The 13,651-nt window shown below is 50.2% G+C and carries 12 protein-coding genes; 3 read left to right on the plus strand and 9 right to left on the minus strand.

Annotation, left to right across the window (positions count from 1 at the left end):
- From AAHB90_RS22090 to AAHB90_RS22105, 4 genes are all read right to left on the minus strand, one after another.
- The gene (locus AAHB90_RS22090; RefSeq protein ID WP_342087400.1) at nt 1–768 is read right to left on the minus strand and encodes a hypothetical protein; all 768 of its coding nucleotides are present in this window, start codon (nt 766–768) and stop codon (nt 1–3) included.
- 91 nt (nt 769–859) lie between these two features.
- Nucleotides 860–1,645 carry a LytR/AlgR family response regulator transcription factor gene (locus AAHB90_RS22095; protein ID WP_342087401.1) on the minus strand — a complete coding sequence of 262 codons (786 nt, stop codon included), beginning with the start codon at nt 1,643–1,645 and terminating at the stop codon, nt 860–862.
- 4 nt (nt 1,646–1,649) lie between these two features.
- On the minus strand, nt 1,650–2,759 hold the full coding sequence (locus AAHB90_RS22100) for a sensor histidine kinase (protein ID WP_342087402.1): 1,110 nt from the start codon (nt 2,757–2,759) through the stop codon (nt 1,650–1,652).
- A 114-nt stretch (nt 2,760–2,873) separates the two neighbouring features.
- Nucleotides 2,874–3,923 carry a sensor histidine kinase gene (locus tag AAHB90_RS22105; RefSeq protein ID WP_342087403.1) on the minus strand — a complete coding sequence of 350 codons (1,050 nt, stop codon included), beginning with the start codon at nt 3,921–3,923 and terminating at the stop codon, nt 2,874–2,876.
- A gap of 115 nt (nt 3,924–4,038) precedes the next feature.
- On the opposite strand from AAHB90_RS22105, the gene AAHB90_RS22110 reads away from it, so the two are divergent.
- Both AAHB90_RS22110 and AAHB90_RS22115 read left to right on the plus strand, forming a co-directional pair.
- On the plus strand, nt 4,039–4,494 hold the full coding sequence (locus tag AAHB90_RS22110) for an NUDIX domain-containing protein (protein ID WP_342087404.1): 456 nt from the start codon (nt 4,039–4,041) through the stop codon (nt 4,492–4,494).
- A 158-nt stretch (nt 4,495–4,652) separates the two neighbouring features.
- Nucleotides 4,653–5,897, plus strand: coding sequence for a PepSY-associated TM helix domain-containing protein (locus tag AAHB90_RS22115; protein WP_342087405.1), 1,245 nt, complete (start codon nt 4,653–4,655; stop codon nt 5,895–5,897).
- On the opposite strand, the gene AAHB90_RS22120 is transcribed toward AAHB90_RS22115, so the two are convergent.
- Nucleotides 5,868–6,596 carry a hypothetical protein gene (locus tag AAHB90_RS22120; protein ID WP_342087407.1) on the minus strand — a complete coding sequence of 243 codons (729 nt, stop codon included), beginning with the start codon at nt 6,594–6,596 and terminating at the stop codon, nt 5,868–5,870. The genes AAHB90_RS22115 and AAHB90_RS22120 overlap by 30 nt on opposite strands.
- Before the next feature lie 186 nt (nt 6,597–6,782).
- A complete protein-coding gene (locus AAHB90_RS22125) occupies nt 6,783–8,756 on the minus strand; it encodes a glycoside hydrolase family 97 protein (RefSeq protein WP_342087409.1) in 1,974 nt (657 codons plus the stop codon).
- Nucleotides 8,757–9,573: 817 nt separating this feature from the next.
- Here AAHB90_RS22125 and AAHB90_RS22130 point away from each other — a divergent pair.
- Nucleotides 9,574–10,041: a hypothetical protein gene (locus tag AAHB90_RS22130; protein ID WP_342087411.1), complete on the plus strand. Its 468-nt coding sequence runs from the start codon at nt 9,574–9,576 to the stop codon at nt 10,039–10,041.
- Nucleotides 10,042–10,108: 67 nt separating this feature from the next.
- Here the strand turns inward: AAHB90_RS22130 and AAHB90_RS22135 are convergent, their stop codons facing one another.
- The 3 genes from AAHB90_RS22135 to AAHB90_RS22145 all read right to left on the minus strand — a co-directional run bounded on the left by AAHB90_RS22135 (nt 10,109) and on the right by AAHB90_RS22145 (nt 13,648).
- A complete protein-coding gene (locus tag AAHB90_RS22135; protein ID WP_342087413.1) occupies nt 10,109–10,396 on the minus strand; it encodes a transcriptional repressor in 288 nt (95 codons plus the stop codon).
- A 23-nt stretch (nt 10,397–10,419) separates the two neighbouring features.
- Nucleotides 10,420–11,136, minus strand: coding sequence for a DUF4198 domain-containing protein (locus AAHB90_RS22140; RefSeq protein ID WP_342087414.1), 717 nt, complete (start codon nt 11,134–11,136; stop codon nt 10,420–10,422).
- A 172-nt stretch (nt 11,137–11,308) separates the two neighbouring features.
- Entirely contained in the window at nt 11,309–13,648 is a 2,340-nt protein-coding gene (locus tag AAHB90_RS22145; RefSeq protein WP_342087415.1) for a GAF domain-containing protein, read from the minus strand.
- Nucleotides 13,649–13,651: the final 3 nt, after the last annotated feature.

Here is a 13,651-nt window from a genome sequence, read left to right on the forward strand (position 1 = left end):
CTACTGGTAAAAGTACTCTTGTTCGAGCAGTTTCTTGTTGTTGGCCAACAGCTGATATTTCCTGACGGGCCACGGGCCTTCATAATCGTAAGCGTACCGGATTTCGGAATTGACCGATTCGCCGTTCCGAAAGAGCGTCCTCATCACGGTCACATTGCGTTGTGAACGAAACATGGGAAGACCAGCCTTACCGGTTAATGCGAAGTAGGGATTGGGACGTTCGTCGTACTCGAATTCGGTTTCTTCTTTGACCCGATCGGTAAACGGGTCGAGTATTTTTGTCCTGACAACATTGCCATTTTCTGTATAAAGGTAGATGTGCTGCTCATTTTTTGTAAGCATGTCTTTTTCCACTATTCGTACGACATGATCACCGGGATATGAAAAGGTCCGTGTGAAATGTTGAGGTTTCGCCGCAAAATCCCTGTATTCTGCAAAAATCAGTGTATCTCCCCGGTATTGATAGTTGAATCCGGCGATTTCAGGATCGACACCCATTTGCTGTTCTACAAGCCGGTAATTGTCGTATTTGTAGGTCGTTGCCGTCAGCGGTTCGCCGTTTTCTTTAAGGTGGATTTCCTTTTCAAGCAAGTCGGCGCTATTGTACTTGTATTCCACCCTGTAATGCGACTGGTCGATGAAGTAAAAGTGGGCAGCTTTAATCAGCGGTTCTTCTGCCGGGTCGATAATGATGATCGGATCCTCGGATTTGTCAGAACACGCAGTGCAGTATATTGCCAGCAATAATAACAGATAGATCTTTTTCATTTTTCATTAACTGGTTTCCTTCCTGATGTCACCTGTGGCTTAAAGGTTGTAACCGATCGATATATTATTCAAAATAGCGGTTTCGTTCACGCTATTTGCCCATCCATGTCTTAAAATCACCTACTTTTTCCCGGCTTACAAGCACTTCCTTGTTATGTGCGGGGCGCAATGTAAGCGCGAGGCGGTTTCCGAAATAAGGGTCGATCTTGTCGACAGAGCGGTGGGTAACCATCATTCCGCGGTTAATCCTGAAAAAACGGGCAGGGTCGAGCGACTCGGCCAGTTCGTCGAGGGTGTAGTCGACGAGCATTTTCTGGCTGGAATCGGTCATGAAGAAACTATAACGGTCGTCGGTAAAGAAGTACGCGATCTCGCCGACTTCGATCGAAAGCATTTTTTGCCCCTGTTTCACGAGAAAACGCTGGCGGTACTCTACCGACGACGCTTTTTTAAAATCTTCCAACAGTTTCCGAATGCCTGCCAGCGAATGGTCGGCTGCCGGCTGCCCCTTCATTTTGTCGAACTTCTGCAAAGCCCGCTGGAGATCGTCGCGATGCACCGGTTTCAGAAGGTAATCGATGCTGTTGTGTTTGAATGCCTGTAATGCGTATTCATCGTAAGAAGTAGTGAAGATAATCGCACTCGAAACCTCGATCCGGTTGAAAATCTCGAAGCTCTGGCCGTCGGAAAGCTCTATATCCAGGAAGATCAGGTCCGGGTCGGCTTGCCCGGATGCGCGGTTCTCGTGTACCCATTCCACGGTCTGCTCGATGCTGTCGGTAACCCCCGCGACAACCAGCGACGGCGCTACTTCGCCGATCATTTTTTTCAGGCGGCGGACCGACAAATCTTCATCTTCAACGATTAGCGCATTCATACTTTCAGGAAATCAGTGGTAAAGTTACAGTAAAAAACTCGTGGTTACTTTCGATCAAGGGCTGGGGTAGCCCGGGCCGGTATTCGCTTAATAGCTTGTATTTGGTGATGATATTGGCCAGCCCGACGTGGGTAGATTCAATGTTTTCCGCGCCGGCGGTCAGGTTTTTCTTTTGCAGGTTGTTGCGCACCATTAGTTGGCCTTCCACCGTGCTCAAAATAAAAATAGTAAGCGGCCTGCTCGCGCGGATCACATTGTGCTTAACCGCGTTTTCAACCAGTAATTGCAATGTCAATGGCGGAATGCGTCTGTCCAGAAAGCACTCTTCCACGTGAATGTACAATTTCATGCCTTCTCCGTAACGGGTTTTCAAAAGGTGCCCGTAGGATTCTATAAACGATAGTTCTTTTTTTAACGATGTTAGCTGCCCCGAATCGCCCTGATCGACGGACGAATGGTTGGTCTGCAAAAGATAGCGGTAAACGCGCGCCATCTCGTCGACAAACTGCTCGGCTTTCTCCTGATCTTCGCCGATCAGCGCGGAAAGTGAATTTAATGTATTGAAAAGAAAATGCGGGCTGATCTGCGCTTTGAGGCTTTCGAGCTGGCCATTAACATTTTCCTTCATGAGCCGCTCGGTATTGATTTCATGCTGCCGCCACCGGCCGAGGGCACTGAAAGTTTCCCACATTCCGGTAATCAGCACGATAGCTGTCAGATTTACCGCATATAAAACGACCAGCGTGTGGACGGTCAGGGTGGAGCCGAAGAGCTTTTTGTCGGTATACAACCAGGCGATCAGCAGCACGAAACCGCCGGATGCCACGGCGTGGGCAGAAATCGAGAGTGCCACGCGTACGAGCGTTTGTTGCAAATCGCAGTAATGTATGGCAATGTACCCTGCCAACCGCGATTGTACCCAATATCCGGCTCCCAGAATTCCCGCATTCACCAGCGTGGCTTTCAGAAACAGGAGCGGATCGCCGAATACGTGTGCGCCGACGGTGATATAATTGAAAAACAATAGCAACGCAACCGCAGCCAGGACATAAACCAAAGGGCTTCCCGACGGCGCTTTTTCCGGAAGTTTTTCAAACAATGCTTTCTTCTTCATGGTTAGGCAGCCGCCGGCCTGGCATATGGCTTCACGGCTGGCTCAAAAATAGGGTAATGCTTGAAAACGCAAGCGGATAAGTTGCATCAATTGCACTTTTATAGGCATGAATTGTCATTGCGCGGGAGCTGTTACTGCGTCGGGCAGCAGAGGGATCGTAACCGAGAAAGTGTTGTTGGTTTCCTCAATCTCCAATTGGCGCGGCGTAAATGTGAGGAGTTTTGCTGACAGCCCGCGCAGGCCGGTTCCTGTCACGCCGAGAGTTCTGTGGCGCATTTGAACATTATTACTAACCCGGATAGCCCGATCGCCTGTGAGGCTGATCGTCACCCTGAGCGGGCGGCTGGTCGATAGCACATTGTATTGAACAGCATTATCGAGCAGTATTTGCAATACAAGCGGCGGGATTGTCAGATCGGGCGGGCAGCGCTCGGGAAGCTGCACGAGGAGTGCATCGTGGTACCGTACTTTTAATAAACGGACATATACTTCCAGAAAAGCAAGCTCCGACTGGAGCGGCACCAGCTCGGTCCGGCCGCCTTGGAGCATATAGCGGTAAATGCGTGCGAGATCTTCCACAAAATCCTCCGCTTGCGTGGGGTCGGCATTGATGAGCGAGGACAGGGTATTGAGGCTGTTGAAAAGAAAATGCGGGTTAACCTGGCCTTTCAGTGCGTCAAATTCTACTTCCAATGACTGCCGGGCCAGTTTTTCGTCATCGGCCTTGTCATTTTTCCACTGTTGCAATGCATAGAACAGGCCAAGTAAAGCACAAATGAAGGCATCGCACAGCAGCCCAACCAGTGCCGCGGGCCAGATTTCCGACCAGGTGAAATCTACTTCAAGGCCGGGTACCAGGCTGTAAATCCAGATATCGAAAAGCATCAGGAGGATCGTGACCGCTGCCAGCTTCCAGAACATTTTCAGCATTTGTTCGAGGATCTGACCCTCCGCCGAACTGCCGGCCGTCCTGCGAATGACGATCGTTAGTATCACCACTGAAAACCAGTAAAGCACCCATGCGAGCGCTGTTGCACTAACGAAAGTGGACGGATCGACGAAATACCTTTCGCCCACCAGATAATAGTTGCCCAGCGCAAAGCAGACCGGCATCATCGCGAGATGATATCCCCATTCGTACTTCGAAAAAAAGGCGGGTTTCATGGTTTGGCGTTTGGTAACTGGCTGAACAGGCGGTAAAAGTAAAACAATTCCCGAAGCGGTTGGTAATACCGGTATTGCCTGCTACTTTCCGGCAAACATTTTTATGGTCTGACAAATGGCAGCACGTAGCGCGGGAATTTTGATGTTTCGGAAAATAGAAAGGTTGGAAGTGTTGCTGGTGCATCCGGGAGGGCCGTTTTTTGCACGTAAGGATCTCGGCGCGTGGTCGATCCCGAAAGGGGAATACGGCGATTCCGAAGATCCTCTCTTGGCGGCCCGACGTGAATTTTCGGAGGAAACCGGGGTGACTGTCGAAGGAACATTCCTTCCGCTCACCGCCATTAAGCAGAAGGGTGGCAAGGAAGTACTGGCCTGGGCGGTCGAAGGGAATATCGATGCGTCGAAGGTCTCAAGCAACACATTCGAACTGGAATGGCCGCCGCATTCGGGCCGGATACAGGCGTTTCCAGAAGTAGACCGGGCGGAATGGTTTGATATCGTCACGGCCCACGCCAAAATCAATGAACGGCAGCAAAGCCTGCTCGACGAACTGGAGACATTAGTGCGCTGAGATTCCTCTATTTTTATTTTGAATGAAAATAATCAGCATTGCCCGGTTTAATAATTTGTAATTAAACTAAATAGGGCATTTCTTTGCTGCAAAAGCGTCCGGATACGTTTTTGAGCTATCAGGCGCCGTTTCCTGCCGCTATCAACGCAAATACATTCATGTCTCAGAAAAAGACAGCCCTTGGCAAGCTTATCGGAACACTACACCTCTGGCTGGGGCTGGCGTCGGGGATTGTGATCATCGTGCTGGGACTTACCGGTGCCATATATGTTTTTACCGACGAGATCAAGCCGTTGGTTTACAAAGACCGCCTTTTTATACAACCTGAAAACAAACCGAAATTGCCCTTGAGCGAGCTGCTGGCCGTCGCGCAGAAAGCGGTAGGAGAGAAGCGGCCCGTGACGAGGGTCGAAATATCTTCCCAGCCCGACAGGACTTATATTTTCAGGGCATTGAAGGTCGATAAGGAGGGCTTTTCGCATTGGGATTACTACAAATATTATACACGGGCCTATGTGAACCCGTACAATGGCAAGGTTGTAAAACTCGAAGATTCGAAAAACGAGTTTTTTACCATTGTGCTTGGCCTGCATATGCGGATGCTTTTCGGCGAAAAGATCGGGCATACGGTAGTGAGCTATTCAGTACTGGCCTTTGTGCTGATCCTCATTTCCGGGCTGGTGCTGTGGTGGCCCGTCAAATGGAACAGGTCGAATACGGATAAGAGTTTTAAAATCAAATGGAATGCCAAATGGAAGCGCGTCAATTACGACCTGCACAATGTGCTGGGTTTCTATGCCTGCGTGATCCTGTTCGTGTGCGCGATCACCGGCTTGGTATGGGCGTTCGACTGGTTTGAGAAAGGGGTGAAAACCATTGCCGACGGCGGAAAGCTGGCAGACGTACCCGCTGTTTTTTCCGATACCACACAAAGCAAGGACGGCAAGGCAGTGGACAGGGTGTTTGCAGCATTGCAGCACGACCAGCCCAGGGCATACGGATACCTCATTAATTTTCCTGCAACAGGTAAATTGCCCATCAATGCATCCACTTATTTGACTGCCGGCAATCGCTATGACCGCATTCAGGGCCAGTATGATCAGTTCACGGGGGCACGATTGCGTTCACGATCATTTGGCGAGTTAACCAACGGCGAGAAAGCCTATGCTATGAATTTCGACCTGCACGTGGGTGCGTGGGCAGGATTGCCGAGCAAGATCCTTACCTTTTTTGCCGGCTTAATTTGCGCCAGCCTGCCGGTGACCGGCTTCGTGATCTGGTGGGGACGCCGTAAAAAGGCAGAGAAATCCAGAAGTGCCCATCACCGCAAAACAACCCGGCCGATTGGTGCAGCACGGCCAATTACCCCAAAACTATCCCGCTTGTCCGAGGAAGAAAAATAGGCCGATCACCGCCGAAGAAAACACAAGCCAACCCCAGAATAACCTTGCAGGCGGCATGCTACCATGGGCCAGTACGCGCACACCCAGCGGTACCAAAGCGATGCACAGGCAGGCCGTCGCGATCACGGACATGACCGTTCCGCCCTTCAACACTCCGATCATCAGTGCCGACATCATGGCCAGCGCCACTACGCCGACCGGTCTTAACGTGCCTGAAAGCCAGGCGCCCAATGCAAGTACGGCCCAGCCAAAGAGAATGGCACCCGAGAGGGTTGAGACAATGTGAAATGCACTGTACGATTGCGCCACTGCTTCCGTTGCTTTTGGTAAACTCAGGATATTAACCAGCTGGAACGCCAGATGATTGATCCCGGAATGGAAGGTCCTCGCAAAAAGCCCGAACAGCACCAGGCTACCGCCCCAAACAGCCCACAATGGCTTTGTACGGCCAATCAGGTTTGCCAGGGTGATAATGGCCGGCCATAGCAGGATGTTACCGGCAAGAAACAGGCTGTAAGCCGTAAACATCAGCGTCGGATGATCCTGATATGCCCGCAATTGTTCCGGGAAAAAGAAATCGAACCTGAGTTTCAGGATTTCGCCCGTTAGCAAAAGGATAGGCGCCAGCACGAGCGAAATCCCGCCCAGCCAGCGCCCGGGGAACGGCAAATGATCGAATTTTTCTTCAAAAGTTTTCATGGCTAATAGTTTCCACAAAGCTATGTAATGATAGGTACTATGCATTACATACTACATGATTGGCAGAATAAATGTTTGTACGGCTGGACGCTTGCCGGCGGTGGTACATCCGGTGAGACAAAACAATGCGATCAGGTCATTGTTACCAAATATGGTAGATCAGCGGCATAAATAGTAGACAACCGCTCACAGCCGGCGTAACCGCACTACATAACCGCCGCCCGGTGCCATACTGATCTTTAACTTGTCGCCCGGCGTCAACGTCGCTTCGGAAAGCCGGTAGTCGGCCGGATAGCGGTCGGCATTGATGCCGTCCTCGCAAATGGTGGCGTGGTAATTTCCGGGCGGGAGAAAATCGAGCGGAACATTGAGTCCCCGGGCCGTCGAATCGTTCAGGGCGCCGATATACCAGTCGGAGCCCTTTTTTCTTGAGGTGACGACGTAGTCGCCCAGGCGCGCGTCGAGGATGCGGGTGGTATCCCAAACGGTCGGGATGCCGCCGAGCAGTTCCATAAACGCGGGTTCCTTCATGCCCTGTGAAGGGTTCCCGGCGAAAAACTGGATAGGGCTTTCGTAGACTACGAACATGGCCAGCTGCTGGGTCCGGGTGGTGAGCGACATCACATTTTCGGGCATCGCATGAAAACCCTTTGGCGTCGCGTTGTTAAGCATGCCGGGCTCGTAATCGAGCGGGCCGCCGAGCATCCGGATGAACGCCAGCAGCACATTGTGCTCGGGTGTCGCTTTGGCGCTCCACATATTGTATTCCGACCCCAGCACTGCCTCGCGGGCGACCGCGTGCGGGAAGGTGCGATTAAACCCGGCCGGTTTGAAGGCCCCGTGAAACATCAGCATGATCTTATGCCTTGCGCACGCCTCTGCCACTTTATAAAAGAACTGCACGGCCTTCTGATCGTCGCGATTGATGAAATCCGTCATAATGAAATCGACTCCCCATTTACTGAACTGTTCCAGGGCTGGTTCAAGCTGTTTGTCGAGCGTAAGGGCGAGCGTCCACATGCTGATCCCGACGCCCCTGCTCTTCGCATAGGCGACAATCTCCTCCATATTGATATCGGGATTGATTTTGAACAAATCGTTATTGTCGCTCCAACCCGCATCCATCATAATGCGTTCGAAGCCAAATCGTTTGGCAAAATCAATATAGTATTTGTAGGTAGCGGTATTAATGCCGCTTTTGAAAGGCACATTGAAAACATTGGAAGTGATAATCCATTCGTCCGTCGCCTTTCCGGGTTTTATCCACGATACGTCCTGCACGCGCGATGGGCTGGCAAGCCTGTAAACCAGATCATTACCGGGCAAGTCCCTGTCTTCCGGAGCGATGATCAGCACCCTCCAGGGAAACACCCGCGTTCCTTTTGTTTTTGCCAGGAAATCGGCCCGTTTGGAAACATATCGGGTGGAATACAGCTCCTTCGTTTCGGTTTCTTCGGCAGGGTAGGGCGCAAAATGGCCCATTAATGCCTTTTGGGCAGTTCCACTCAGGAACATGCCGGGGTAATCTTCCAGGTCGGATTCGGTGATGCCTATCTTGGGTGAATCGGCCGGCGCGACCAGGACGGGCGAGAAAAAAAGGCTTTTAGACGAAATATTTTCAAGCGGTTTGATCGTATAAGGTTCTTCGAAACCGGTATGGTAAATATCCATATTCGACGGCGGGGCTACTTCCGGAAAGTACACCGGATGATTGGCCGGAAAACGGAATGCGGCAGTTTCCGAACGAACCGTGATTTCACCGGGGAAGAAAGTCGCGATGCGGTACGCGACGCCATCGTCGTACACCCTGAAAGTGACAGCAAACGCATTGCGCAGGGTTATTTTAAGCTCTTTGTAGCGATCAGGAATGCGGATGCGTTTTTCTGGCACCGGCGAAATGATTGTCTCGCTGACGGTCCTTTCAGCGAACTGGGGCTTGGCCAGACCGCCCGAAAGTTTCTTGCCGTCCGCGAGGACCATGTCGATCTCCGATGGCGAAACGATCAGCCGATTTTTGAAATACACGCTGTACCGCAGTTGGTCGTGCACATAAGTTACCAGCCGTATGGAGCCGTTCGGGGAAGTGATTTCCCGCGTCGCTTGTGCGCGCGCCTGTGTGAGGAAGAGTAGCAGAAGGTTGAGGAGTAGCAGTTTTTTCATAGGGGCCGGGGTTGTTTCCTTACCAATGCAATGTACGCGATTAATGCGCTCTGGAAAAAGTTTACAAAGGCTGAAAATGGTTGGCACGACATTTATGCTGTGATAGATATTACTACAAGTAACTGTCGGAATACTCGATGGTGGGTTTGAATAAAATTTAAAAAGCGGGAAACAGGTTCGCTATTTCAGTCGTCTTTAGTCACTGATTGAGAGTTAGTTTTAATTTTTAAGTGGCAAAGCGAGTAAGAGTTTCGTGCGAAACGCATTTAATATAACTTAAATCTTAGGTGAGATTTGGTTTGCCTAACTACTTCTACGGTCCAAATTCCGATTTCCGGGAATTTTACTTCCGGTTATTACCGGTTCCAAAAAATAGTTTCAGGTTCGAACAACAAAGCCGGGTTTAAACGCGATGAAGACCGGGCCGTATTTCTAAAATACCGAATTGAAATTTTGTAACCGTATGAGACATATTTGTTCGCAAAGTATTGCTGTCTTTACAATGAGCAAAAGGATAACTCTTCATGCCGGAAGCGACGGTCCGATCCGAAGCACACGCCAGGAGTTTTGGACCTGTAATGGAAATCGGCTGCATTTAGACGGATGATAATAAGCGTTGTTCCGGCGGTTCTATTTAAAAACGATTTAGAAAACGGGAGCGAAAAAACGTTTAATAAAAATGCGGGCAGGGGCGTTAACCGACTAATTTTTTTCGCCAGTTTTGGAATATTATTTATTACAAAAAGTATTTTTAATAAAATGTTAACTTCATTACTTTTGCGAAAGTAATAATCCACCAGCAACCCGTAATTTATTTATGAAAGCAAGAGCAATTAAATTCTTTTCTCCCGAGGATAATGTTTCGGTAACGAAAAAACCCCAGGAGAAACCAAAGCCTACCGGCTATGTTTCCTCCTCCGGCAAGCTTGTTCTTCCTCCTAAAACTTTGGAAGAATTAGGTATCGAACCAGAAACGGCTCGCTTTAAAATCGGAGCACAGCAGGGTAAAAGAACCTTGAAACACCTGTACCTGATTCCGAGCTCAGACGAAAACGGAACATTTGTCCTTACCAGAAGCGGCCGCGGATATTCGATCCCGCTGGAACTGATTCTCCGTAAAGGCGGTGTGGATTTTGAAAGTACCAAGTATATTTTTGAGGTAACCCTTTTTAATTATGAAGAAGGCGTTGTCGGTTATGAACTCACCCTGGGAACGGAAGAACCCAAGCCGGCATACACCGGTAAACCACGAGGTCGTAAGCCAAAGAATGCGGTGGTTGCTTAATAGATATGAAAAAAGGGTCCGGAAACGGACCCTTTTTTGTTAAGTGCTGGTAAACAGGAATCCTGCCTCAGTTGCCTAGCCCATTCCTGACAAGCTCGGGTATCCCAAAAAGATTTTTGCGGCTGTCGGTCGCGAAACGCCGCTCCGCAAACCCTGCACTTACCAGCCAGTTGAGCGATTCATAAACGGTGGCCGGACTGATTTTAATACCGCGGCTGCGCATGTCGCGCCATAATGTATCACCATCCATAAATTCGTTGGCTACCAGCAATTGATCGGCCACAACGACCCGTTTTTCAGCGAGTCTTATTTTGTGCCGGACGCAATAGGCACTGATTTGTTCGTACAGGGACATGCGGATGAATAAGTTTTGAAAAATTATTTTCCAACTTCTACCAGCAAAGTGGCACTGCGCCAAAATGCTTTGTATTCCTTTCCATTAAGGTTGCCGGTTTCTTTCCAGCTTTTGGATGCTTCGATGAAATAAGTGCCCGGCCAAAGCGGAATAAATTCGGCCAAACCCTTTTCATCGGTACTGATCTGTTTGCTCCAACCGGATGGCGATGCCACCGTCACGGAAAGCTTTTCATTTCCGTTATTCTTGAAAAGTCCATGCAAGTTCAGCGGGCTATTTACTTTATACGCTTTCGCAGGATCGGCAAAAACATTCAACTCGTTGGCATTCGCACCCGGATTGTTCCCCGCATCGGCTTTTCCAACGACCACTAATGCGCTGGCATTGAACTGATAAACAGTCGTTCCACCCAGGTCTTTCGAAGTGTGGCCCACCGATAACGTGTATACGCCCTGCTGGTCGGGGGTGAACTCCGCAGTGAAATGATCATCCGCTGCAACGGTCGCCAGTTTGGTGCGTTTCTGATCGGGCGCAGTGAGCCAAAGCTCGAAGTCTTTCACATCCGAATACCATTCACCCAGTTTTTCAGGTTTGTCTCCCGGCTCCGCGTAGATGATTTTAACGGATTGTTTCTGACCTGATTTCCCTTTCGGGGCCGTCTGGATCCATAGGGCATGCGCCAGCAATTGTGCCGAGCAGCAAAGCATGAGAACGGCAGTTAGAAGTTGTTTTTTGAACATGATTTTGAGAAAAATGAGTAGTAAAAAGCGAAGGGATAACCAGGCATCCACTTCGACTGTGGAGCCGCAAATATAGTTTATTTGTAATAAGTCCAAATAATAATTTCTCTTTAATTACATAAAAAAGCCCCCGGATGATTCCGGAGGCTGTGCTTTGCCAGGTTAGTCGCGGTCAATATACAATTCCGAGGCGTAATGCACGCAGGCCGCTGAGGCCCTGTAAATCTTCGAGTTCGAGCTCTTCGGTGGCAGGATCCAGCGCATGGGTTTCCTGCAGATAATGGATAAAAGGAAGATAATCCTCGATATCCCGCTGGTGCAGATAAATAAGGGCAATTTTGTCGGGCTGGGTAAGGCGCTCCTGCGAATGCTTGACCCGGACCTTGTCGATACGCTTCTTGATCATCTGGTAACGGATGTTATAAGCGCCTTCGACGTCGAATTTCCGTTCGTCGGTGCGGAAACTGATGTCGATCATGTGGTTATGGACAAAAATCAGCTGGGTAGTGTGCAACTCCTTCGGCATTTCGCTCAGTAACCCGCGCGTGAGCTTCGCCACTTCGATCATGGAAGAGAGTTGCCACAACCGCAGGTTTTTGAGATGGAAATGGTTGAAAGGCCGATCGGGTGAAATCGACTGGCCGATGTAAATGTCATATTCGATGCCGTCTGTCCTGAATTTCTCGAAATAGCAAGGGTACGACTCTTGCAGGGCTTCTTTCTGATCTTCGAAATACCGGTTCACGGCTGTGTTGATCAGCTCCATCGACTGGTCGAGCTCCTGCCGGTGCCGGTGCACTTCACCCTGCGCCGGATGTGTAATCCCCAGGTATTCGTCGATGAGCTGCGTCGTGCGGGAGTCCTGCTGCGACAAATGGATGAGGTAGTTCCTGGCCTCTTCATTCAGAAAGGTATTCAGATTGTTCTCTGAGGTGCCGGTCAGTTCGCCCTGGGAAATGGCTTGTTGCCACCTGGTACAATGAAAACGCAGTTCTTGCATCAATGAAGACCGGTCGAGTCCCGCCAGTGCATTCAGCAGTTCATGGAGTAGATCGAGGTAATGTCCCAGGTCCGCGCGGATAGCGGTATTGCGTTCGTTGGTTGAATTGCGAATATCGATCGCCCCATACAAAGGGTAAACGTCGAAGAAAGCGATGTTTTCATTGACCTCGGGCAGGCCTTTCTTCCGGCGATGGAGGTAATGCCAGGCCGATTCGTTGAATTTCCATTGCACCGCGGGCTGAATCGACGTAAACTTTTCCTTGATAATGCTTTCCAGTTCTGTATTGAACTCTTCTATATAGGTATTCAGCAACTGCGCCACCGGGGCGAACGCCATTTCCAGCGACGCCAGCTTCTTCTCGTCGAAGCGTTCGTCCTCCCAGGTGTGCATGCAAAGGACGCCCACCAGTTTCTGTTCTACAAAAAGCGGTACCAATGCGAGTGAACGCACATTCAGATCACGGAAAGGCGCCAACCAGCCGATCTGGCGCTCGTCTTCCCCTTGAATATCGGGCGAAAAGAACGAATTGGGCTTGGCGGCGTAGCCCTCAGCCTGCCGCCGGAACTCTTCGGGTGTCAGCCGGTTTTCACCCCAGATCTGAAAAAGTACGCCCGTGCCCGCCTGCCCGTACCCGTACACGGCCTGCCCGTTCACGCGCACGAAGGGGAAGAGGTCGAACTCGATGCGGTTATTCTGCACCAGGGTTTTCAACGACTGGATAATACGGAGGTAACGGTTCGGGCTATCGCCGGGTATCCGGTTGAACTGAACTTTTTTGATATTCTCAACGGCCATTTTGGCAGTGACGTCGGAGACGGTAACCACCGCAAAACCCCGGAAACGGAACATGTCCAGCGGCAAAACCTTTTGTAATTGCAAATGCCCGTCCTTTTCGCTGAAATGTGCGTATATCTCAACGAAATTGAGCTCCGGCAACTCTTGTTTGGCAGTCACTTCCACAAACTCGGGGCTTACGAGTACTTCGTAGTACCGGTAGAGGCCGGTTTGGGTGTCCGTCCAGGCGTGGTATTGCTGTATTTTCACGGGAACCTGGAAATTGTAAAGCCTTTGGAGGATCAGCGTATAAATCAGGTGCAGGCGCTCGCGCTGGTAGTCTTCCGGGCTCTTCTGAAGTTCAAACTGCGTTTCGAGTGGCTTCATGTTCAGCATTTCGAAAAGCAGGTTAGTACCGTAAAAAATATGCGGGTACAGCGGCATACACATTCCCCAGGCGAGCTTGTGTTCCGACACGAGCGGCGCCGAGAGGCTACTGTAAACGTATTCGAAGAAATCGCTGTACCGGTGTGCTTCGTCGAGCTCCACGTCACCTTCGGGCAGCTGGTTTTCGCGGAAATAGGTTAGTATGTTCTTATAAAACGCAGATTTCAGCGTTTTTTCTTCCGCGACGCGTTGTTCGAGGAAACGGATGTAAGGCATGAAGGAAATGGCTGAGTCGAGGTCGAGCGGGAGCGCCCTCTTTCCGGAAACGTCGAATACTTCGTTTTTCATGGT

The sequence above is a fragment of the Dyadobacter sp. OTU695 genome (assembly GCF_038440355.1).
Classification (GTDB): Bacteria; Bacteroidota; Bacteroidia; order Cytophagales; family Spirosomataceae; genus Dyadobacter.

What these genes read in the sequence shown, in the direction of transcription:
- AAHB90_RS22090 (WP_342087400.1), bottom strand. Translation starts at nt 768, where the DNA reads ATGAAAAAGATCTATCTGTTATTATTGCTGGCAATATACTGCACTGCG.
- AAHB90_RS22145 (WP_342087415.1), bottom strand. Translation starts at nt 13,648, where the DNA reads ATGAAAAACGAAGTATTCGACGTTTCCGGAAAGAGGGCGCTCCCGCTC.
- AAHB90_RS22125 (WP_342087409.1), bottom strand. Translation starts at nt 8,756, where the DNA reads ATGAAAAAACTGCTACTCCTCAACCTTCTGCTACTCTTCCTCACACAG.
- AAHB90_RS22110 (WP_342087404.1), top strand. Translation starts at nt 4,039, where the DNA reads ATGGCAGCACGTAGCGCGGGAATTTTGATGTTTCGGAAAATAGAAAGG.
- AAHB90_RS22100 (WP_342087402.1), bottom strand. Translation starts at nt 2,759, where the DNA reads ATGAAGAAGAAAGCATTGTTTGAAAAACTTCCGGAAAAAGCGCCGTCG.
- AAHB90_RS22095 (WP_342087401.1), bottom strand. Translation starts at nt 1,645, where the DNA reads ATGAATGCGCTAATCGTTGAAGATGAAGATTTGTCGGTCCGCCGCCTG.
- AAHB90_RS22130 (WP_342087411.1), top strand. Translation starts at nt 9,574, where the DNA reads ATGAAAGCAAGAGCAATTAAATTCTTTTCTCCCGAGGATAATGTTTCG.
- AAHB90_RS22140 (WP_342087414.1), bottom strand. Translation starts at nt 11,136, where the DNA reads ATGTTCAAAAAACAACTTCTAACTGCCGTTCTCATGCTTTGCTGCTCG.
- AAHB90_RS22115 (WP_342087405.1), top strand. Translation starts at nt 4,653, where the DNA reads ATGTCTCAGAAAAAGACAGCCCTTGGCAAGCTTATCGGAACACTACAC.
- AAHB90_RS22105 (WP_342087403.1), bottom strand. Translation starts at nt 3,923, where the DNA reads ATGAAACCCGCCTTTTTTTCGAAGTACGAATGGGGATATCATCTCGCG.
- AAHB90_RS22135 (WP_342087413.1), bottom strand. Translation starts at nt 10,396, where the DNA reads ATGTCCCTGTACGAACAAATCAGTGCCTATTGCGTCCGGCACAAAATA.
- AAHB90_RS22120 (WP_342087407.1), bottom strand. Translation starts at nt 6,596, where the DNA reads ATGAAAACTTTTGAAGAAAAATTCGATCATTTGCCGTTCCCCGGGCGC.